The 20,404-nt window shown below is 70.7% G+C and carries 18 protein-coding genes and 3 pseudogenes; 16 read left to right on the top strand and 5 right to left on the bottom strand.

Going from position 1 to position 20,404, the window contains the following annotated elements; translation table 11 throughout:
* Positions 1-153 precede the first annotated feature (153 nt).
* The 6 genes and pseudogenes from Pflav_RS31830 (at position 154) to Pflav_RS31805 (ending at position 6,430) form a co-directional block, all read left to right on the top strand.
* Positions 154-1,018 (top strand): annotated as a pseudogene (locus tag Pflav_RS31830) (Rossmann-like and DUF2520 domain-containing protein).
* Positions 1,015-1,848 carry a pantoate--beta-alanine ligase gene (gene panC, locus Pflav_RS31825; RefSeq protein ID WP_173040508.1) on the top strand — a complete coding sequence of 278 codons (834 nt, stop codon included), beginning with the start codon at positions 1,015-1,017 and terminating at the stop codon, positions 1,846-1,848. The pseudogene Pflav_RS31830 and the gene panC overlap by 4 nt, the downstream one beginning before the upstream one ends.
* Before the next feature lie 104 nt (positions 1,849-1,952).
* Entirely contained in the window at positions 1,953-2,861 is a 909-nt protein-coding gene (locus tag Pflav_RS31820; RefSeq protein ID WP_173040507.1) for a septum formation family protein, read from the top strand.
* 227 nt (positions 2,862-3,088) lie between these two features.
* Positions 3,089-4,789 carry an L-aspartate oxidase gene (locus Pflav_RS31815; RefSeq protein ID WP_173040506.1) on the top strand — a complete coding sequence of 567 codons (1,701 nt, stop codon included), beginning with the start codon at positions 3,089-3,091 and terminating at the stop codon, positions 4,787-4,789.
* Positions 4,786-5,661, top strand: coding sequence for a carboxylating nicotinate-nucleotide diphosphorylase (gene nadC / locus Pflav_RS31810; protein WP_173040505.1), 876 nt, complete (start codon positions 4,786-4,788; stop codon positions 5,659-5,661). Before Pflav_RS31815 ends, nadC begins: the two co-directional genes overlap by 4 nt.
* 10 nt (positions 5,662-5,671) lie before the next feature.
* Positions 5,672-6,430, top strand: coding sequence for a type III pantothenate kinase (locus Pflav_RS31805; protein ID WP_173040504.1), 759 nt, complete (start codon positions 5,672-5,674; stop codon positions 6,428-6,430).
* Here the strand turns inward: Pflav_RS31805 and Pflav_RS31800 are convergent.
* Entirely contained in the window at positions 6,412-7,167 is a 756-nt protein-coding gene (locus Pflav_RS31800) for a class I SAM-dependent methyltransferase (RefSeq protein ID WP_173040503.1), read from the bottom strand. The genes Pflav_RS31805 and Pflav_RS31800 overlap by 19 nt on opposite strands.
* 132 nt (positions 7,168-7,299) lie before the next feature.
* Between Pflav_RS31800 and lysS the strand changes: the two are divergent.
* The 3 genes and pseudogenes from lysS to Pflav_RS31785 all read left to right on the top strand — a co-directional run bounded on the left by lysS (position 7,300) and on the right by Pflav_RS31785 (position 12,240).
* Positions 7,300-8,753, top strand: a pseudogene (gene lysS / locus Pflav_RS31795) (lysine--tRNA ligase).
* 90 nt (positions 8,754-8,843) lie between these two features.
* Positions 8,844-9,194 carry a histone-like nucleoid-structuring protein Lsr2 gene (locus Pflav_RS31790; protein WP_173040502.1) on the top strand — a complete coding sequence of 117 codons (351 nt, stop codon included), beginning with the start codon at positions 8,844-8,846 and terminating at the stop codon, positions 9,192-9,194.
* Between the two features lie 520 nt (positions 9,195-9,714).
* Positions 9,715-12,240 (top strand): ATP-dependent Clp protease ATP-binding subunit, encoded by a 2,526-nt coding sequence (locus tag Pflav_RS31785; protein WP_173040501.1) that lies wholly within the window; start codon positions 9,715-9,717, stop codon positions 12,238-12,240.
* A gap of 52 nt (positions 12,241-12,292) precedes the next feature.
* Here Pflav_RS31785 and Pflav_RS31780 read toward each other — a convergent pair whose 3' ends face one another.
* A complete protein-coding gene (locus tag Pflav_RS31780; RefSeq protein ID WP_173040500.1) occupies positions 12,293-13,174 on the bottom strand; it encodes an A/G-specific adenine glycosylase in 882 nt (293 codons plus the stop codon).
* A gap of 112 nt (positions 13,175-13,286) precedes the next feature.
* On the opposite strand from Pflav_RS31780, the gene Pflav_RS31775 reads away from it, so the two are divergent.
* The 3 genes from Pflav_RS31775 (at position 13,287) to Pflav_RS31765 (ending at position 15,184) form a co-directional block, all read left to right on the top strand.
* Positions 13,287-13,832: a glycine cleavage system transcriptional repressor gene (locus Pflav_RS31775; protein WP_232072141.1), complete on the top strand. Its 546-nt coding sequence runs from the start codon at positions 13,287-13,289 to the stop codon at positions 13,830-13,832.
* Between the two features lie 11 nt (positions 13,833-13,843).
* Positions 13,844-14,395, top strand: a complete 552-nt coding sequence (locus tag Pflav_RS31770; RefSeq protein ID WP_173042747.1) for a peptide deformylase — start codon at positions 13,844-13,846, stop codon at positions 14,393-14,395.
* 102 nt (positions 14,396-14,497) lie between these two features.
* On the top strand, positions 14,498-15,184 hold the full coding sequence (locus Pflav_RS31765; protein WP_173040498.1) for a hypothetical protein: 687 nt from the start codon (positions 14,498-14,500) through the stop codon (positions 15,182-15,184).
* 7 nt (positions 15,185-15,191) lie between these two features.
* Here Pflav_RS31765 and disA read toward each other — a convergent pair.
* Both disA and radA read right to left on the bottom strand, forming a co-directional pair.
* Positions 15,192-16,387: pseudogene (gene disA, locus Pflav_RS31760) on the bottom strand (DNA integrity scanning diadenylate cyclase DisA).
* Between the two features lie 103 nt (positions 16,388-16,490).
* Positions 16,491-17,918, bottom strand: a complete 1,428-nt coding sequence (radA, locus tag Pflav_RS31755; RefSeq protein ID WP_173042745.1) for a DNA repair protein RadA — start codon at positions 17,916-17,918, stop codon at positions 16,491-16,493.
* A gap of 34 nt (positions 17,919-17,952) precedes the next feature.
* Here radA and Pflav_RS31750 point away from each other — a divergent pair, with 34 nt between their 5' ends.
* Genes Pflav_RS31750 through Pflav_RS31740 form a run of 3 tightly spaced genes read left to right on the top strand, consistent with a single transcriptional unit; the run spans position 17,953 to position 18,692 of the window.
* On the top strand, positions 17,953-18,324 hold the full coding sequence (locus tag Pflav_RS31750; RefSeq protein ID WP_173040497.1) for a hypothetical protein: 372 nt from the start codon (positions 17,953-17,955) through the stop codon (positions 18,322-18,324).
* Positions 18,309-18,476 carry a hypothetical protein gene (locus Pflav_RS31745; RefSeq protein WP_173040496.1) on the top strand — a complete coding sequence of 56 codons (168 nt, stop codon included), beginning with the start codon at positions 18,309-18,311 and terminating at the stop codon, positions 18,474-18,476. The genes Pflav_RS31750 and Pflav_RS31745 overlap by 16 nt, the downstream gene beginning before the upstream one ends.
* A gap of 27 nt (positions 18,477-18,503) precedes the next feature.
* The gene (locus Pflav_RS31740; protein WP_173040495.1) at positions 18,504-18,692 is read left to right on the top strand and encodes a hypothetical protein; all 189 of its coding nucleotides are present in this window, start codon (positions 18,504-18,506) and stop codon (positions 18,690-18,692) included.
* Positions 18,693-18,783: 91 nt separating this feature from the next.
* On the opposite strand, the gene Pflav_RS31735 is transcribed toward Pflav_RS31740, so the two are convergent.
* Entirely contained in the window at positions 18,784-19,620 is an 837-nt protein-coding gene (locus tag Pflav_RS31735) for a UbiA family prenyltransferase (RefSeq protein WP_173040494.1), read from the bottom strand.
* Between the two features lie 47 nt (positions 19,621-19,667).
* Here Pflav_RS31735 and Pflav_RS31730 point away from each other — a divergent pair, with 47 nt between their 5' ends.
* Positions 19,668-20,387, top strand: a complete 720-nt coding sequence (locus Pflav_RS31730; protein ID WP_173040493.1) for a methyltransferase domain-containing protein — start codon at positions 19,668-19,670, stop codon at positions 20,385-20,387.
* Positions 20,388-20,404: the final 17 nt, after the last annotated feature.

Below are 20,404 nucleotides of genomic sequence, written 5' to 3'. Positions count from 1 at the left end.
GTCAGCCGCCGGCACGACCAAACCCTACGATCCCGCGCGTAAACCCAGGCAGGGGCGCTCGTGAAAACCTTCACAGGCGCTGTGAGGGTGAGTTAACACGGACGCATACTGACGTTGACCGGTACCTAACCTCACGAGGACTGGATCAAGGTCATGATCGTCGGTGTCATCGGGGCCGGGCGCGTCGGCGCTGTGCTGGGCGCGGCCCTGGCCCGCGCGGGCCACACGGTCGTCGCGGCTTCCGGCTCGTCGCCGGCATCTGCCGCGCGCATCGCCCGCCTCCTGCCGGATACCGCGCGCGTGTCGCCCGCTGAGGTCGCCCGCGCCGCCACTGACCTGCTGCTCATCGCCGTCCCCGACGATGCGATCGGCCCGTTGGTGGCCGACCTGCCGTTCCAATCGGGGCAGGTCGTGGCGCACACCTCGGGCGCGCAGGGGCTCGCCGTGCTGGCACCGGCCGCCGCGCAGGGCGCCCGCACGCTCGCGCTGCACCCCGCGATGACCTTCGCCGGTACCGGTGACGACCTGTCCCGGCTGCCCGGTACCGCGTACGGCGTGACCGCCCCGCTCGGGCTGCGCCCGCTCGCCACCCGGCTCGTCGCCGATCTGGGGGCACCCCTGAGTGGGTCACCGAGGCCGACCGGCCGCTGTACCACGCCGCGCTCGCGCAGGGAGCGAACCACCTGGTCACGCTCGTCAACGAGGCGGCCGACCGGCTGCGCGACGCCGGGGTGGTACGTCCGGAGAACGTGCTCGGCCCCTGCTGCGAGCCGCCCTCGACAACGCCCTGCGGTACGGCGACGCGGCGCTGACCGGCCCTGTCTCGCGGGGTGACGCCGGCACCGTCGCGCGACACCTCGAGCGGCTCACCGCCGTCGCGCCCGACTCCGTACCCGCGTACGTCGCGATGGCTCGCCGCACCGCCGACCGGGCGATCGCCGCCGGCCGGCTACGACCGATCGACGCCGAGCGCCTTCTCGACGTGCTCGCCACGCCCCGGCAGGAGGTTCAGGCGTGACCGCACTCGTACACAGCCGGGACGACCTGGCTGGGGCGCGCGCCGCGATGACCGGCACCGTGGGTGTAGTGATGACGATGGGCGCCCTGCACGAGGGGCACCGCGCGCTGCTGCGGGCCGCCCGTGAGCAGTCCGACCACGTAATCGCGACGATCTTCGTGAACCCACTCCAGTTCGGGCCCAACGAGGACTTCGACCGGTACCCCCGCACCCTTGACGCGGACCTCGCCATCTGTGCGGAGGCCGGCGTCGACCTGGTCTTCGCCCCCGACCGCGCCGAGATGTACCCGTCCGGCGAGCCGATGGTCCGGGTCAACCCGGGCCCGCTGGGCGAGCGGCTGGAGGGAGCGAGCCGGCCCGGGTTCTTCCACGGGGTACTCACCGTGGTGCTCAAGCTCCTCCAGGTCACCCGCCCCCACCTGGCGTTCTTTGGCGAAAAGGACTACCAGCAGCTCACGCTCGTGCGGCGGATGGTGCGCGACCTCGACGTGCCGGTGCGGATCGTGGGTGTGCCGACCGTGCGCGAGCCCGACGGCCTGGCGCTGTCCAGCCGCAACCGGTACCTGGCCCCGGCCGAGCGGCAGGCCGCGCAGACCCTCTCGGCCGCGCTGCGCGCCGGCGTCGAGGCCGCGGCCCAGGGGCGGGACGCCGAGGCGGTCGCCCGCGCCACCTTCGATTCGGATACCGCCAAGCTCGACTATCTCCTGCTCACCGACCCCGATCTCGGGCCGGCACCGGCGGAGGGTCCGGGGCGGCTGCTCGTCGCTGCGTGGGTGGGCAGCACCCGGCTCATCGACAATGCGGCTGTCGAGGTCGTGGCCGCGGCGTAAGTTTGAGGGACGTCACTCGCCGGTTGTATTGCGGGAAGTCGGATTTGGTCAGGGTGACGTATGCTCGGCCGTCCGGAAAGCTGTGCCCTTGGGGAGGACGCACGATGCGACGGTGGATCGCCGCGATCGCGTTAGGCGGTGCGACCGCACTGATGCTTTCCGGGTGCGGCAATCCCGCGGGCGTCGACGGCGATCTGGCCGACGACTGGGCAGCGCCTTCCGAGCCCACGCCCTTCGTGCCGCCGGCCGAGGTCTGCCACAGCGGCGACTACGCCGACATTGGCTATCTGACCTCGTTCGCCCCCGTCGACTGCGGGTCCGCGCACCGGCTCGAGACCGTCCACGTCGGCGAGTTCACCGGGAGTGCGGCGAGCGGGTCCGCGCCACCGGCGAAGGGGTCGCCCGAGATCCGCGCTGCCTACGCGGAGTGCGACGCCAAGACAAAGGAGTACGTGGGCAGCGACTGGCGCGGCGGCCGGCTGTGGCTGGGCGTGGTGCTGCCGTCGCCGCAGGCGTGGAGCGGCGGCTCGCGGTGGTTCCGGTGTGACGTGACCGAGGTGACCAACGTCGAGGACAACGGCGACGCCACAAGCCGCAGCGGCAGCCTCAAGGGCGCGCTCAAGCCGGGCTCGCCCCTCTCGCTCGGCTGCTACCAGGTGAAGCTGGCCCGTGACAGCAGCATCGACACGATGCCGGCGGTCCAGTGCACCAAGGACCACAACAGCGAGTTCGCCGGTGTCTACGGCGCTCCCGCGGGAAACTACCCGAGCAAGAGCGCCGACTGGGACAAGCTGCACAACGAGTGCCGCAAGGTGATCGCCAAGTACGCGGCCGTGCCCAACGACGGCAACCTCAAGTACCGCACCGGCGTGGTCTCGCTGCCGGGCAACGAGGAAGAGTGGAATGGCGGCAACCGGGGCGTCCGCTGTTACCTCTGGCTGAGTGACCGGAAGGTCAACCGCTCGCTGAAGGGCGCGGGCATCAACGGCCTCCCGATCCAGTACGAGAACTAAGGCCTGTTTCAAAAGATTTGTCGAGGCGAGCCGAGGTCCAGGCGGCGATCCGGCAAGACGGGCGCAAGGTCGCATACCGGTGTTGTATGCGGCCTTACGCCCGGCGCCGCCGGTCGTCGTCTGGACCCGGCGCAGCCCGGCAAGGATTTTGAAACAGACCTTAGCCCCGAACTAGTCCCTGATCACAGTCCGCGCCGTGCGCGGGCACGCGGTGGTTGACTGGTCGGATGGATGTTGCACTGCCCGTGCTGCCCCACCGGCTGGGTGCGCCGGACCCGGGCTGGTACGAGACGACCGACGTCGTGGTGGTCGGCTCCGGTATCGCGGGGTTGACCGCGGCCCTGCACCTGCGCGAGGCCGGCCTGCACGTCACCGTCGTTACCAAGGTCAATATCGATGACGGCTCCACACGCTGGGCGCAGGGCGGTATCGCTGCGGTGCTCGACCCGCTCGACACGCCAGCCGCACACGCCGCCGACACGCTCGTCGCGGGCGTCGGTCTATGCGACCCGGCGGCGGTCGACGTCCTGGTCGAGGAAGGGCCGCTGCGGGTACGCGAGCTGATCCGCCTCGGCGCCGAGTTCGACCGCAACGCGGACGGCTCGCTGATGCTCACCCGCGAGGGTGGCCACCGGGCCAACCGGATCGTGCACGCCGGCGGTGACGCGACAGGCGCCGAGGTACAGCGGGCCCTGCACGCCGCCGTCGGCCGCGACCCCTGGATCCGCCTCGTCGAGCACGCGCTGGTGCTCGACCTGCTCCGCGCGGCGGACGGCCGGGCCTGCGGCATCACGCTCCACGTGCTGGGCGAGGGCAGCGAGGATGGCGTCGGCGCGATCCTGAGCCGGGCGGTCGTGCTCGCCACCGGCGGCATGGGCCAGATGTTCGCCGCGACCACCAACCCCTCGGTCTCCACAGGCGACGGCGTGGCGCTCGCGCTGCGGGCCGGCGCGGTGGTCACCGACGTGGAGTTCGTGCAGTTCCATCCGACCTCTTTCGTCGGTGGGGACATCCACGAGACGCAGCGCCCGTTGATCTCGGAGGCGCTGCGCGGGGAGGGTGCGTACCTTGTCGACGGCGACGGCGAGCGGTTCATGGTCGGGCAGCACGAGCTGGCCGAGCTGGCTCCGCGCGACGTGGTCGCGAAAGCGATCCACCGCGTCATGCTCGCTACCGGCGCCGACCACGTGTACCTCGACGCCCGTCACCTGCCCGACGTACCGCACCGCTTCCCGACGATCACCGCGGCCTGCCTGGCCGCCAACATCGACCCGACCGTCGACCTCATCCCGGTCGCGCCAGCCGCCCACTACGCGTCCGGCGGCGTGCGCACCGACCTGCGCGGCCGTACCTCGATCCCCGGCCTGTACGCGTGCGGCGAGGTGGCCTGCACCGGCGTGCACGGCGCAAACCGGCTGGCCAGCAACTCGCTGCTGGAAGGGCTTGTGTTTGCCCGCCGGATCGCCGAGGACATCGCGCATGACCTCCCACCGCAGGCGGAGCCCGCGCCGGTGGAGAGTACGCCCGGCTGGGTGGTGGGTGAGGAGGCTCGGGTCCCGCTCCAGGACGCGATGACCCGGGGCGCCGGCGTGCTGCGCTCGGCCAACTCGCTCGCCGTCGCCGCCAAGGAGCTGACCCGGCTGGGTGGTACCCGTGGCACCCCGCGCACCGCCTCGTGGGAGGCGACAAACCTGCTCACGGTGGCATCCGCTCTCGTCGCGGCCGCGGACCGCCGGGAGGAGACGCGCGGCTGCCACTGGCGCGAAGACTTCCCCTCGGCAAGTGACGAGTGGCGAGGTCACCTGCTCGGGGCGATCGGCCCGGACGGCGAGGTCAGCGAGAGCTGGGAAGATGGCGCGGCGGGCGAGCGTCCCGCCGAGGCCGTCCACGGTGGCGGTCGCGACGGAGCCGGGAGGAAGGCGCTGTGAAAGAGCACACGATCGTGGCCCTGCGCGCGGCCGGGCTCGACCCCGTCGATGTCGCGCGCGTCGTGCGCACCGCGCTCGACGAGGATCTCGGCCCCGTTCGCCTCGACGTGACGAGCGTCGCCACCATCCCGGACGAGCAGGTGGACACGGCCGACATTGTGGCTCGGGCAGACGGTGTGGTCGCCGGCTTGGCGGTTGCCGCGGCGGTGTTCGAGGAGACGGACGCCCGTACCCGATGGGAAAGCCGGACCCAGGATGGCGAGCGGGTGGCCCGCGGCGCGGTGCTGGCCACGGTGACCGGCCCCACCCGATCCCTGCTCACCGCCGAGCGGACCGCGCTCAACCTGCTCTGCCGGATGTCCGGGGTGGCGACACATACCCGGGCCTGGGCGGACCAGCTCGCCGGGAGCAAGGCGACCGTGCTCGACACCCGCAAGACCACGCCGGGCCTGCGGGCGCTGGAGAAGTACGCGGTGCGGGCCGGCGGCGGCACCAACAAGCGGATGGGCCTGTACGACGTCGCCATGATCAAGGACAACCACAAGCTGGCCGCCGGCGGGCTGACCGCCGCGTACCGGCGGGTGCGTGAGCTCTTTCCCGACGTGCCCGTGCAGGTCGAGGTGACCACCGTGGCCGAGGCGGTCGAGTCCGTCGAAGCCGGCGCCAACTTCCTGCTCTGCGACAACATGTCACCCGACCTGCTGCGCGAGGTGGTCGCGGCGGTCGGCGACCGGGCCGAGCTGGAGGCCACGGGCGGGCTCACCCTGGCGGTGGCGGCGGAGTACGCGGCGACCGGCGTCGACTACCTCTCGGTGGGAGCCCTCACCCATTCCTCGCCTATCTTGGATATCGCTGTGGACCTGCGTCCGTAAGAGGTAGCGCGTGCTGCTCTGTATAGATATCGGAAACACCAACACGGTGCTCGCCACCTTCGACGGGGACAAGCTGGTCCACTCCTGGCGGATCAAGACCGACGCCCGCTCGACCGCCGACGAGATGGGGCTGATCTACCGGGGGCTGCTCGCCGGCGACGCCGTGGAGATCACGGGGGTCGCGGCCTGCTCGACGGTGCCCGCGGCGCTGCGCTCGCTGCGCATGATGCTGACTCGCTACTACGGCGACGTACCCACCGTCATCGTCGAGCCGGGCGTGAAGACAGGTGTGCAGCTGGCGATCGACAACCCGAAAGAGGTCGGCCCGGACCGCGTGGTCAACACGCTCGCGGCCTACACGATCTACGGCGGGCCCTCGATCGTGGTCGACATCGGTACGACGAACACCTTCGACGTGATCAGCGCCCGGGGCGAGTTCCTCGGCGGTGCGTTCACGCCCGGCATCGAGATCTCCTTCGACGCGCTCGCCGCGCGGGCGGCCCAGCTGCGCAAGGTCGAGCCCGCAAAGCCGCGTTCCGTGATCGGCAAAAACACGGTGGAGTGCCTCCAGGCGGGCATGTATTTCGGGTATGCCGGCCTGATCGACCACATCATCGACCGGATGTCCGAGGAGCTGGGGCCGCTGCGGGCGGTGATCGCCACCGGCGGGCTGGCGCCGGTCGTGATCGACGAGTGCCGCACGATCACCCACCACGAGCCGATGATCACGCTCATCGGCCTGCGGATGGTTTACGAGCGCAACACCTGAGCCCGGAAGACGATCACGCGGTATGGCACGTCGAAGCTCTCCCGCCCGGCCAGGTCGGGGTGGGTCGCGGTGAGCTCGCGTACGCCTGCCACGATTTCGGCCTGCTTCTCCGGCGCGGCGGTAATGAAGTAGGAGCGAGTCGAGATCATCGCGACGAGGCCCTCCGGGGTACGCGGCTCGCGATAGGTGAACTCCTTGCGCTCGACCGGCCCGAACGCGTCGCTCAGCTCCAGCGTCACGGTCGGTTCGGGGTCGAATTGGCCCCGGTGTTCCGCGATGTCGTGGGTGATGCGGGAAAGCTCGGCGACCCACGGCTCGCGGTCGTCGCGATGATTCCAGATCGCGCCGAAATGGCCGCCGGCGCGGAGCAGCCGCGCGATCTCGGGGTGGGCGCGCTCCCGGTCGAACCAGTGGTACGCCTGCGCGGCGACCACGGAATCGGCGGCCGCGTCCGGCAGCGGGACGGACTCGGCGAAGCCGGCCAGCGCGGCCACGCCCTCTGTCGACGCGGCGAGCTGGGCGCGCATGCCCTCGTCCGGCTCGACCGGCATGACCTGGTATCCGGCCGAGAGGAGCACCCGGGTCAGCTTGCCGGTGCCGGCGCCAAGGTCGACGACATCGGCCGGTGGCGGCGTGCCCACCGCCCACCGCACCGCCTCGACGGGGTAGCTGGGCCGGAACTGGTCGTACTCGGCGGCGGCGGCCCCGAAGGACAGGGCCTGAGTTTGATCAGCCATCGGTTAATGACCGTACCCGCACCCTGGGTACGAGTACCCTCGTGGCGAATCCGTCTCCTTAATTGAGAAAGCTGTGCCGTGACTGAGTCGACTCCTGCTGCCGCTGACCCCGCCGAGGACCTTCCCGAGCAGATGCGGGTGCGCCGGTCGAAGCGGGACCGCATGCTCGCCGACGGGGTGGAGCCGTACCCGCTGAGCTACCCCCGCACTGCCACGCTCGCGCAGCTCCGGGAGCGGTACGCCGAACTCCCCACCGACACCGCCACCGGCGACACCGTGTCCGTGACCGGCCGGGTGATCTTCATCCGCAACAGCGGCAAGCTCTGCTTCGCCACGCTCCGGGAAGGCGACGGTACCGAACTTCAGGCGATGCTCTCGCTCGACCGGATCGGCAGCGAGCGGCTCGAGGAATGGAAGCGCCTCGTCGACCTCGGTGACCACGTGGGCGTCACCGGAGAGGTCATCACGAGCCGCCGGGGTGAACTCTCCGTGCTCGCCGACTCGTGGTCGATGACCGCGAAGGCGCTTCGCCCACTTCCGGTGGCACACCGCCCGCTGAGCGAGGAAGCGCGGGTGAGGCAGCGGTACGTCGATTTGATCGTGCGCCCGCAGGCGCGGGAGACGGTCCGGACGCGGGCCTCGGTGATGCGCAGCCTGCGTGACTCGCTTCACTCCCGTGACTACCTGGAGGTCGAGACGCCGATGCTTCAGTTGCTGCACGGCGGCGCGGCGGCCCGGCCATTCGTAACTCACAGCAATGCGTTGGATACCGATCTGTATCTGCGAATCGCACCAGAGCTATTCCTGAAGCGCTGTGTGGTTGGTGGGATCGAACGAGTCTTCGAGATCAACCGCAACTTCCGGAATGAGGGAGTTGACTCATCCCACTCTCCCGAGTTCGCGATGCTCGAGGCGTACCAGGCGTACGCCGACTACAACACGATGGCCACGCTGACCCGCGAGTTGGTACAGGAAGCCGCGCGTGCGACCTTTGGGTCCTATGTTGTTAGGCATGTCGACGGCGCTGAGTACGACCTTGGCGGCCAGTGGCGCTCCGTGACCCTCTACGGGGTCCTTTCCGAGGCGCTCGGGGAGGAGGTAACGGTCCGTACGGACATGGCGCGGCTCGTTCAGTACGCAGAGAAGCACAATCTGGCCGTGTCGCCCAAGTGGGGACCGGGCAAACTCGCCGAGGAACTCTTCGAGGAGCTCGTCGTACCAAACCTCGTGCTCCCCACCTTCGTGCGGGACTACCCCGAGGAGACGTCCCCGCTGACCCGGGCCCACCGTGACCAGCCCGGCCTCGCCGAGAAGTGGGACCTGTACGGGTTCGGCTTCGAGCTGGCCACGGCCTACTCGGAGCTTGTCGATCCTGTCGAGCAGCGGGAGCGGCTGGTCCGGCAGGCCCAGTTGGCAGCGAAGGGTGACGACGAGGCGATGCGGTTGGACGAAGACTTCCTCCGCGCCATGGAATACGGCATGCCCCCTCGGGCGGCATGGGAATGGGAATCGACAGGCTCCTCATGGCGCTCACCGGGCTAGGTATTCGGGAAACCATCCTGTACCCGCTGGTCCGCCCCGAGTAGATTTCTTCGATCCTATTGACGGGTGGAGCGCCTTCCAAGCTATTGTTCTCTTGTTTGCGGGAGGAACCCTGCTCGGAAGGATAGCGGCCCGTGGCCAAGCAGATCATTCACAAGTTGGTCGACGACCTGGACGGCGGCGACGCGGACGAGACCGTCAAGTTCTCGCTCGACGGCGTTCAGTACGAGATCGACCTGTCCAAGAAGAACGCCGACAAATTGCGGGAGGCAATCGGCCCATACGCTGCGGCCGGTTCAAAGATCGGGCGCGGCGGGGTCGTGGTCGGTGGTCGTGCCGCTCGGGGGCGCGGTGGAGCGGCAGCTGATCGCGAGCAGAACAAGGCGATCCGTGCTTGGGCGAAGAAGGAAGGCAAGGAGATCTCCGACCGAGGCCGGATCCCGCAGGAGATCGTCGACGAGTACCACGCGAAGGCTGGCCGCTGAGCCTCGCCGTCGCGACCTGACCCGGCAACGGGCCCGTGGCGTTGTGCGCCGCGGGCCCGCCCGCATCCGGGCGGCGGGCTTCTCGGCCGGCGGCGCCGTGCGACCGGCCGGGTTGCGTGGGTCACGTCGAAACAGATCAAGGGCCTCCAGCGAGTTCGGCCGGAATTCGCGGGAGGCCCTCGGCGTTGGCTCCTCGAAGTGGGTCGAGGCGGCCATCCGCCCGTGACCCGCGATCCCCCGCCGCGTTGTCCACAGGAGTGGACGACGTTGTCCACAGGCTGTGGATGGCCGCGTAGGTGAGCTGTGGATTTCGCTCTCCGCGTAGCGGTCAAGGCGGGGGGAACAGCGCCCCAGCGCGCACAGTTGGGGAAAAGGTCGCGGACGTGGGCCACTCCGGCACGCACGGCACAAGCACAGTCGGTCCGCGGCGATAGAGTATTGACACGGTCGCCCCGACGGGGCGTCCCCGGCGCTGGCCCCGCCAAGATCATGGCGCACGGCACGTGAGGAGCACGAGGGCATGTTCGAGCGGTTCACCGACCGAGCGCGGCGGGTTGTCGTCCTGGCTCAAGAAGAAGCCCGGATGCTCAACCACAACTACATCGGCACGGAGCACATCCTGTTGGGTCTCATCCATGAGGGTGAGGGCGTCGCTGCCAAGGCTCTGGAGAGCCTCGGCATCTCCCTGGAGGGCGTCCGCCAGCAGGTGGAGGAGATCATCGGCCAAGGTCAGCAGGCGCCGAGCGGGCACATCCCGTTCACGCCGCGGGCCAAGAAGGTCTTGGAGCTCTCGCTTCGTGAGGCGTTGCAGCTTGGTCACAACTACATCGGTACGGAGCACATCCTGCTCGGCCTGATCCGCGAGGGTGAGGGCGTCGCCGCCCAGGTGCTGGTGAAGCTTGGCGCCGACCTCAACCGGGTGCGCCAGCAGGTGATTCAGCTCCTGTCCGGCTACCAGGGCAAGGAGCCCGCCGCCGCCGGTGCGGCCGCGGGTGAGGCGGCGCCGTCCACGTCGCTGGTGCTGGACCAGTTCGGTCGAAACCTGACCCAGGCTGCCCGAGAGGGCAAGCTCGACCCGGTGATCGGGCGGGAGAAGGAAATCGAGCGGGTCATGCAGGTGCTGTCCCGTCGTACCAAGAACAACCCGGTCCTGATCGGTGAGCCCGGTGTGGGTAAGACCGCCGTTGTCGAGGGCCTGTCGCAGCGGATCGTCAAGGGCGAGGTCCCGGAGACGCTGAAGGACAAGCAGCTCTACACCCTGGACCTGGGCGCACTTGTCGCCGGGTCCCGGTACCGCGGTGACTTCGAAGAGCGGCTGAAGAAGGTCCTCAAGGAGATCCGCACCCGCGGCGACATCATCCTGTTCATCGACGAGATCCACACCCTGGTCGGTGCCGGTGCCGCCGAAGGCGCGATCGACGCCGCGAGCATCCTGAAGCCGATGCTGGCGCGGGGTGAGCTACAGACCATCGGCGCGACCACGCTGGATGAGTACCGCAAGCACCTGGAGAAGGACGCGGCGCTGGAGCGGCGCTTCCAGCCGATCCAGGTGGGTGAGCCTTCCCTGGCCCACACCATCGAGATCCTGAAGGGGTTGCGTGATCGCTACGAGGCCCACCACCGGGTCTCGATCACCGACGCCGCGCTCGTCGCGGCGGCCACCCTCGCCGACCGGTACATCTCGGACCGGTACCTGCCGGACAAGGCGATCGACCTTATCGACGAGGCCGGTGCCCGGATGCGGATCCGGCGGATGACCGCGCCGCCAGACCTGCGTGACTTCGATGAGCGGATCGCGCAGGTGCGGCGGGACAAGGAGTCCGCGATCGACGCGCAGGACTTCGAGCGGGCCGCCCAGCTGCGGGACAAGGAAAAGCAGCTGCTGGGTCAGAAGGCGCAGCGGGAGAAGGAGTGGAAGGCCGGGGACCTCGACGTCGTCAGTGAGGTCGACGACGAGCAGATCGCCGAGGTTCTGGCCAACTGGACCGGTATCCCGGTGTACAAGCTGACCGAGGAAGAGACGTCGCGACTGCTGCGGATGGAAGACGAGCTGCACAAGCGGGTCGTCGGCCAGGAAGACGCGGTCAAGGCGGTTTCCAAGGCCATCCGGCGTACGCGGGCCGGGCTGAAGGACCCGAAGCGGCCCTCCGGCTCGTTCATCTTCGCTGGCCCGTCCGGCGTCGGTAAGACGGAACTGTCGAAGGCGCTCGCGGAGTTCCTCTTCGGTTCCGAGGACGCGCTGATCCAGCTGGACATGTCCGAGTTCCACGACCGGTACACGGTTTCTCGTCTCGTCGGTGCACCCCCCGGGTACGTCGGATATGACGAGGGTGGTCAGCTGACCGAGAAGGTCCGCCGTCGCCCGTTCTCGGTGGTGCTGTTCGACGAGATCGAAAAGGCACACCCGGACGTGTTCAACACCCTGCTCCAGATCCTGGAGGACGGTCGGCTCACCGATGGTCAGGGCCGGATCGTGGACTTCAAGAACACGGTCATCATCCTGACCACCAACCTGGGCACGCGGGATGTGGCCAAGGCCGTCTCGCTCGGCTTCCAGGCATCCGAGGACTCGGAGTCGAACTACGAGCGGATGAAGCAGAAGGTCAACGACGAGCTCAAGCAGCACTTCCGGCCTGAGTTCCTGAACCGGATCGATGACACCATCGTGTTCCACCAGCTGAAGGAGCTGGAGATCCTGGAGATCGTGGACATCATGATCGCTCGGATCGAGACCCAGCTGCGGAACAAGGACATGAGCATGGAGCTCACCGACAACGCCAAGAAGTACCTGGCGAAGAAGGGCTTCGACCCGGTCCTGGGTGCTCGGCCGCTGCGCCGGACGATCCAGCGGGACATCGAGGACAACCTGTCCGAGCGGATCCTGTTCAACGAGCTCAAGCCCGGCCAGATCGTCGTCATCGACTGCGAGGGCGACCCGGCCGACGTGGACAAGTCCAAGCTGGTGTTCCGCGGTGCGGACAAGCCGGTCGCGGTGCCCGACGCGGTGCCGGCCGACCTTGGCAGCGCCGCTGAGGCCGCCGAGTAACGGCAGCGACAGCTAGAAGGGGCGGCTCCCAGATCGGGGGCCGCCCCTTTCGCTATGCCTCGCCGGCCAGCGCGTACCGGCCATCGCCCGCCGGCGACACGAGGCCGTCGTCCAGCAGGCTGCGCAGTGCCCTGTCACGCTGCACGGCGTCGGCCCACACAAGGTCCAGCTGCCCAGCCTGTACAGGGCCGTCCGCCTCCCGCAGAACGGCCAGCAACAAGCCGCGAACCTGACGGTCCGTGCCCGCGTATTGCTGTGGGCGGCGGGTCGGCCCGGTGGGCGTCGGTCGGCCCTCCGCCCGCCAGCCGCACACCTCCACCACAGGGCAGTCCGTACAGCGTGGCGCCCGCGCGGTGCACACCACCGCACCCAGCTCCATGAACGCCGCGCTCGCCCGCGCCGCCCGGCCCGGCTCGATCGGCAGCAGCGCCTCGGTGTCGGCCAGGTCGGCGGGGGTGGTCGTGGGACCGGCGTCCGCCTTGCCGCGGCTCGCCCGGGCCACGAACCGCCGTACGTTCGTGTCCACCACCGGCTGCCGCTGCCCGTACGCGAAGGCCGCCACAGCGCGCGCCGTGTACGCACCCACGCCCGGCAGTGCCAGCAGCGCGTCGAGGTCGGTGGGCACGTCGCCGCCGTGCCGCGCCACGATCGCCACAGCGCACTCGTGCAGCCGCATCGCCCGGCGCGGGTAGCCGAGCCGCCCCCACATCCGGATCGCCTCCGCGGGCGTGTCCGCCGCGAGGGCCGCCGGCTCCGGCCAGCGAGCCAGCCACGCCTGGTACGACGGCAGCACCCGAGCCACCGGCGTCTGCTGGAGCATGATCTCGCTGACCAGCACGGCCCACGCGCTCGTGCCCGGTGCCCGCCAGGGCAGGTCGCGGGCGTTCGCGTCGAACCACTCGATGGCCGCGTCGGCCAGGTCGGTCTCAGGCATTCCACTCCTCGGGAGCGCTCGTCGCGTCGCAGGCCCCGGACGCGAGGAGCACCGCCAGCAAACGCAGCGGGTCGATCCTGCCACGCCTCCGAGCGTCGGGCAGACTCCACCCGTGACAGCACCCCAAGAAGACGCCCCACGGTCCCGCGGCGATCTTGCGATAACGGTGATCGGCCACGACCGTCCGGGCATTGTCGCCAGCGTCTCCGAGGCTCTCGCCGGGCTCGGTGCGAACCTGACCGACTCCACGATGACCCGCCTGCGCGGCCACTTCACCTGGACACTTGTCTGCAACGGCCCCGGCGCCGCGGAGGTCGAGGCCGCGCTGGACCCGCTCGCCGCCGGCGGCCGGCTTCTCGCGACGGTACGGGAGGTCCGCGCCGGGGGCGAAGCGGCGTGGGCCGGCGAGCCGTACCTGATGAGCGTCCACGGCGCCGACCGCCTCGGCATCGTGGCCGCGGTGACCCGCGTGCTCGCCGAGGCCAGCGGCAACATCACGGACCTCACGACCCGGCTGACCGGGCCGCTCTACGTGCTTGTCGCCGAGGTGGACCTCCCGCCGGGTACGGCCGACGCGGTGGCCAAGCGGCTCGCCGAGGTCGCCGCCGGGCTGGACGTCGAGGTCACGTTCCGGCCCACCGAAACGGACGTGTTGTGAGCGACAGCAGCGTGAGCGACCCGTTCCACGGCTGGACTCCGGATGCGCTCGGGGACGCGGGGGAGGTACTACCGGTGGTCACCGCGCCGGACCCCGTGCTGAGCCGGCCCGGCCCCGAGGTCGACCCGAGCGACCCCAAGGTCGTGCGCCTCGCCGCCGACCTGCTGGCCACGATGCGCGTCTCGCCCGGTTGCGTGGGTCTGGCGGCGCCGCAGGTAGGCGTCTCCGCCCAGGTCTTCGTCGTCAACGTCAGCGGGCATCCGAAGGCGGCCACGGTGCACGGCGCGTTCGCCCTGTGCAACGCGAAGGTGGTCGAGGCCAGCCGGTGGCGGCCCGGCCGCGAGGGCTGCATGTCCGTGCCGGACCTCACCGGCGACGTGAAGCGAGCCGCGCGGGTGGTGGTGGAGGCCGCCCTGCCGGGCACCGGGGAGCCGGTACGGCTCGCCACCGACGCGTTCGAGGCCCGCGCCCTCCAGCACGAGATCGACCACTGTGCCGGCCTGCTCTTCCTCGACCGCGTCGCCGGCGCCCACGCGATCCACCAACGCAAGACGTACCTCTAGGTCGGCCCCCACCCCGGCCCGCGCCGGCAATCCTCTGAAACACGCCCTGAGGCGGCGCGTCGGCAGGATCCTCGCGGTCCACCCCGATACCGTGAGGACATCATGAGACTGACGGTTGGTCCGCTTCCTTCCGCCGTCTATTGGCGGCGTCGCGCCATTGTGCTCGGTGCCCTCTTCATCGTCCTCCTAGTGCTCTTCACGACGTGTCGTGGCGGTGGCGGCTCCGGGGCGAGCAAGACGGGCGCCACCAGCACCCCGACCCCGAGCACCAGTGAGGCCCCGTCCACGCCGGACGCCGAGCAGTCTCCGACCTTGTCACCGACGCAGGCGCCGACCACCGGGGTTCCGGTCGCGCCGCCCCCGGCCACGACCGGCGCGCCCGCCGCGCCACCGCCGGGCGGCTGCACCGACGACGAGATCAAGGTCACGCCGGTGCCGAGCCTGACCGACGCGCCCGCTGGTCAGACGATCGTCATCAAGCTACGGATCAAGAACGAGTCCAGCCGCGAGTGCACCCGTGACGTCGGCCCGGACGAGCAGGAGATCTACATCAAGAAGGGCGCGCAGGTCATCTGGTCGTCCGACCGGTGCAGCACTTACCGCGGCTCCGACCCGAAGCCGTTCCCGCGCAACCTGGAGATGGAGTTTCAGGTCACCTGGAATGGCCGGCAGAGCACAGGCTGCCAGAACGGCGCGGCCAACGGCAGCGCGCCAAGTCCTGGCGACTACCAGCTCTTCGGCCGCCTCGGCACCGACCTGAGCGCCCCGGTCCGGCTCACCCTGAGCTAAAAAGCTCCTAGACGTACCGCTCCAGGATCGAGGCCTCGGCCAGGCGGGACAGGCCCTCGCGCACCCCGCGGGCCCGTGCGTCGCCCACGCCGTCCACGGCCTGTAGGTCCTCGACCGTGGCGCCGAGCAGCCGCTGAAGGCTCCCGAAGTGCCCCACGAGCCGGTCGACCACCGCGACCGGCAGGCGCGGCACCTTGGCCAGCAGCCGGAAGCCGCGCGGGCTGACCGCCGCGTCGAGCGAGTCGGAGGCGCCCGGGTAGCCAATCGCCTTGGCGACCGCTACCAGGTCGATCATCTCGGTGGCGGAGAGCAGATCCAGCTCGACAAGTGCCTCGTCGAGCGTGCGGGCCTTGCGCCCGGCCGGCAGGTAGTCGCGGATGACCAGCGTGCGGTCGGCGTCGACGCCGGCCATCAGCTCGTCGAGCTGGAGGGCGAGCAGCCGGCCGTCGGTGCCGAGCTCCACGACGTATCCGGCGATCTCGTCGGCGATCCGGCGGACCATCTCGAGCCGCTGCACCACGGCCACCGCGTCGCGCACGGTCACCAGGTCTTCGATCTCCAGCGCGGAGAGCGTGCCGGAGACCTCGTCGAGCCGCAGCTTGTAGCGCTCCAGCGTCTGGAGCGCCTGGTTGGCCCGGGACAGGATCCCGGCCGAGTCGTCGAGGACGTGGCGCTGCCCATTCACATACAGCCCGATGATCCGCATGGACTGGCTGACTGAGATGACCGGAAAGCCGGTCTGCTTGGCGACCCGCTCCGCCGTACGGTGCCGGGTGCCCGACTCCTCCGAGGGAATGGACGGATCGGGCATGAGGTGCACCGCCGCGCGCACGATGCGGGTGCCGTCGCTGGAGAGCACGACCGCACCGTCCATCTTGCACAGCTCGCGGAGGCGGGTGGCGGAGAACTCGACATCGAGAGGGAAGCCGCCGGTGCACAGCGACTCGACCACCTTGTCGTGGCCGAGGACGATCAGCGCGCCGGTGCGGCCCCGGAGGATCCGCTCCAACCCGTCGCGCAGGGCGGTGCCTGGCGCCATCAACGCCAGATTGGCGCGCAGTGGATCACCTCCCGGGGCTGCGCCGTTGGCCGAGCCGGGCGCGGGGCCGCTCCAGCGCTCACTGTGCGCGCGGGCGAGCCGACCACGCCCGCGCGGCCGGCCAGGCTGGCGGCGGTTCTGTTCGCATCGCGGTCGATCGGCACGGGCATAGTCTACGGACCGTCATCCGACCTGTGCTGTTGCGGTTCGGCGGCAGATCCGTAGCGTGACGTCGACTAACCGGTGGTCATATAGACGTGCGCTACTTTATTCGGCTGAGGCGCGTGCCGCCCACTTTAGCGCCGCCCGCACATTCGCCACCTCGACGACCCGTATGCCCTTTGTGCGTACGCCCGTCGCATCCGGCCCGCAACCCGTCGGCACCAGCGCGAACGTGAAGCCCAGTCGGGCCGCCTCGGCCAACCGGCGGGGTACGGCACCCACCCGGCGGACCTCTCCGGTGAGCCCCACCTCGCCGATCGCCACCAGGTGCGGGGCCACGGCGAGGTCCAGCCCGCCGGAGGCGACGGCGAGCGCGACGGCCAGGTCGGCGGCCGGCTCGACCACGCGGATGCCGCCGACTGTGGCGGCGAAAACCTCCCGGTCGTGCAGCTTGAGGCTGTCGGTGCGGCGCTGTAGGACCGCCAGCACCATGGCGAGGCGGGCACTGTCCAGCCCGGACACCGTGCGGCGGGGTGAGCCGGGCACCGCCGCCCCGATGAGCGCCTGTACCTCGGTGACCAGGGCCCGTCGCCCCTCCATCGCCACCGTCACGCAGGTGCCCGGCACGGCCTCGGTGGAGCGGGTCAGGAAGAGGCCGGACGGGTCGGGCAGGCTGGAGATGCCGCTTTCGTGCATCTCGAAGCAGCCTACCTCGTCTGCTGCGCCGAACCGGTTCTTCACCCCGCGGACCAGCCGGAGCGAGGAGTGCTTGTCGCCCTCGAAGTGCAGCACGACGTCGACCAGGTGCTCCAGGACCCGCGGGCCGGCCACCTGACCGTCCTTTGTGACGTGCCCGACCAGGATCGTGGCGATGCCACGCTCCTTGGCGACCGCGACGAGCGCGGCGGTGACCGCCCGGACCTGGGTGACCCCGCCGGGCACGCCCTCGGTGCCGGGTGTGGCGATGGTCTGTACGGAGTCGAGCACCAGCAGGCCCGGCTTGACCGCGTCGAGATGGCCCAGGACGGCGCTCAGGTCGCTCTCGGCGGCGAGGTACAGCCGCTCGTGGAGCGTCCCCATCCGCTCCGCCCGCAGGCGCACCTGGCTCACCGACTCCTCGCCGCTGACCACCAGCGACGGGCTGCCCGCGCCGGCCGCCCACTGCTGGGCGACGTCGAGCAGCAACGTCGACTTGCCGACGCCGGGCTCGCCGGCCAGCAGCACCACCGCGCCGGGCACCAGGCCGCCGCCGAGCACCCGGTCGAGCTCGGTCACCCCGGTCGGGCGGGCTCGGGCCGGGGTCGCGCTGATCTCCGCGATCGGCCGCGCGGGCTCGGCCGGCATGCGCGAACTCACCACGCGGCCGGCCGCCATCGGGCCGGTCACCGTGGACTCGACGATCGAGCCCCACTCGCCGCACTCGGGGCAGCGGCCGACCCACTTGGGCGGCTGGTGCCCGCAGGCGTCGCACTCATACGCCGGGCGCGGCTCACGGGCGGCGGCGCGGGTCTTGGCCGGCCCCGAGGGATCGATCTCGACGTCGTCACGCGGGCACGGTAGCCGGCAGGTGCGACGAAACCGTGATCAGTGCCCGCCTTCGTCCGTCTCGGCCGAGCCCCGCGGCACCGGCGTGAGCGGTACGCCCACCGGCACCTCCAACTCAAGGTTCCTGTCATCGCCGAAGTCGAAGACCAGCGTGATCGTCTTGCCCGACTTCAGCTCTTCGTTGAGGCCGAGAAGCTGGAGGAACTGCGCGCCGGACGGCGTGAGCGCCGCAAAGCTGCCAGCGTCGATCCGGACGGTCGCCGGCGGGGCGGGCGGCGCGGCGGTCGGGGTCGGCTCCGCGGACGGCGTCGGCGCACCGGTGGGCGTCGCGGTCGCCGTGCCCGAAGGGGTGGCTGTCGCGGACGGGGTGGCCGAGGGGTGGCGGTCGCGGTAGGCGACGGCGAGGCCGACGGCGACGGCGTGCCCTTCGCCCCGGTGACCAGGGTGACCGACCTGGCGTCCGGGCTCGTCACGGTCACCGTGACCGGCTGGTCCATGCCGTTGAAGATCGACAGGTCGAGCGGGGCGTCGGCGCCCGCCTCGTAACCCCCGGCGTGGTAGACCACCATCGCGTTGCGGACCGACAGGGCCCCGCCGGACGACGGGACGTCGTCGTTGGCACCCGGCACCGCCGGCACCATCTCGGCGGTCTCGGCGTCCTGTCCTGCGCTGCACCCCGATGCCAGCAGGGCGGTCGCCATGGCCGCGCAGGCCAGCAGCGTCATCGAGCGCCTCACGTCGGTCCTCCCTGTCGGTGTCTGACCGGGGTCAGCGTAGTTGCCCGCGATCGTCCATTCGCGCCAGGCCCGCCAGTTGTGGCCTCCGGCTCGCACCGGGAGTCAGACGGCCCGGCTCAGACCACGCGGCCGCTGGTGATGAGTAGGACGACGTCGATCAGGGCCACCACCAGCACGGCGCGGAAGACAGCCACCGGGCGGGCGCCGCGCGACGAGGCCAGGCGGCCCGCGTACCAACCGGCGGTCAGGACCAGGACGGCGGCGGCGATCGCGGCGACGCCGTACCAGCTGGGGCGTCCGGGCGGCCCGAAGACAAGCGTGAGCGTCGCCCCGAAGAGCAGCCCGGCGGCGGCCGCCCGGGACCACGCCGGCCCGATCATGTGCGGCAGCCCGCGCACGCCGGTGCGGGCGTCGTCGTCGAGGTCCGGCAACACGTTGGCGAAGTGCGCTCCGGCGCCGAGCAGCCCACCGGCCGCGACGATCCACAGCGGCGGCCTTGGCGCGTCCGGCAGGGCCAGGATGACGAACGCGGGCAGTGTGCCGAACGAGAACGCGTACGGCAGCACCGAAGCCGGCGTGAACTTGAGCGGCCAGTTGTAGAGCAGCGCACTGACCAGCGCGGCGGTGATGGCGGTCGCGGCCGGCAGGCCCAGCGTGAGCCCGACGACCGGGGTGGCGACGGCGGCGATCAGCCCGGCGATGCCCACCGCCCGCCGGCTCACCGCGCCGGTCGCCACGGGCTTGTCGCTCCGCGCGACCAGCTTGTCCCGATCGGCGTCCAGCCAGTCGTTGGTCCAGCCCACCGCGAGCTGGGTGGCGAGCACGGTGAGGCCGACAAGCGCGGCGCCGGCGGCGTCGTGTCCGGCGCCGATGGCGAGGAGGATCGCGGCCGCGGTCACGGCCGCGCCGGGCTCCGGGTGGCTCGCGCGGAGGAGACCCCACGGTGTACGCATATCGGGAAGTCTGGCCGTTACCGGAGAGTCGTGCCACGCTCAAAGCCATGCGCATCCTGCCGCGCAACGATCCCCGGCAGTACGACGATCTTGCCGGGGAATGGTGGCGGCCTGATGGCGCCTTCGCGATGCTCCACTGGCTGGCCGCCGCCCGGGCGCGACTCGTGCCGCCGGCGTCCCGGCCCGGAGCAATCCTTGTCGATCTGGGCTGCGGCGGCGGGCTCCTCACCCCGCACCTGCTCGGAAAGGGTTACCGCCACATCGGAGTGGACCTGACCAGGTCCGCCCTGGAGCAGGCCGCCGCGCACGGCCTAACGCCGGTCCAAGCCGACGCCGGGGCCGGACCGCTGGCGGACGGCTGTGCCGACGTCGTCGCCGCGGGCGAGATCCTCGAACACGTCCCCGACATGCCCCGAGTCGTCGCCGAGGCCTGCCGCGTGCTGCGTCCCGGCGGCCTGCTCGTGCTCGACACCATCAACTCCACCGCACTGGCCCGGCTTGTCGCCGTGACGCTCGCCGAGCGCGTCCACGGCGTACCACGCGGCCTGCACGACCCCGCACTCTTCGTGGATCCGCGGGTATTACAGCGCGAGTGCGCTCGGCATGGTGTGGCACTCGCCGTTCGCGGCGTGCGCCCGACCGTGTCTGCACTGGCCGGCTGGCTGGCCGGTGCGGGTCGAGGCCGCGGCCGGATCGTTCCGACCTGGTCGGCGGCCATCCTCTACCAGGGACGGGGCATCAAGAACGGCCAAGGCGACGGAGGCTAGCGGCCACGAGAGGGGCA

The sequence above is a fragment of the Phytohabitans flavus genome, from assembly GCF_011764545.1.
Lineage (GTDB): Bacteria > Actinomycetota > Actinomycetes > Mycobacteriales > Micromonosporaceae > Phytohabitans > Phytohabitans flavus.
The sequence above is the reverse complement of the archived record's forward strand: the minus strand, read 5'-3'. Positions and strand labels throughout refer to the sequence as shown.

What these genes read in the sequence shown, in the direction of transcription:
- Pflav_RS31820 (WP_173040507.1), top strand. Translation starts at nt 1,953, where the DNA reads ATGCGACGGTGGATCGCCGCGATCGCGTTAGGCGGTGCGACCGCACTG.
- Pflav_RS31815 (WP_173040506.1), top strand. Translation starts at nt 3,089, where the DNA reads ATGGATGTTGCACTGCCCGTGCTGCCCCACCGGCTGGGTGCGCCGGAC.
- Pflav_RS31800 (WP_173040503.1), bottom strand. Translation starts at nt 7,167, where the DNA reads ATGGCTGATCAAACTCAGGCCCTGTCCTTCGGGGCCGCCGCCGCCGAG.
- Pflav_RS31785 (WP_173040501.1), top strand. Translation starts at nt 9,715, where the DNA reads ATGTTCGAGCGGTTCACCGACCGAGCGCGGCGGGTTGTCGTCCTGGCT.
- Pflav_RS31780 (WP_173040500.1), bottom strand. Translation starts at nt 13,174, where the DNA reads ATGCCTGAGACCGACCTGGCCGACGCGGCCATCGAGTGGTTCGACGCG.
- Pflav_RS31765 (WP_173040498.1), top strand. Translation starts at nt 14,498, where the DNA reads ATGAGACTGACGGTTGGTCCGCTTCCTTCCGCCGTCTATTGGCGGCGT.
- Pflav_RS31735 (WP_173040494.1), bottom strand. Translation starts at nt 19,620, where the DNA reads ATGCGTACACCGTGGGGTCTCCTCCGCGCGAGCCACCCGGAGCCCGGC.
- Pflav_RS31730 (WP_173040493.1), top strand. Translation starts at nt 19,668, where the DNA reads ATGCGCATCCTGCCGCGCAACGATCCCCGGCAGTACGACGATCTTGCC.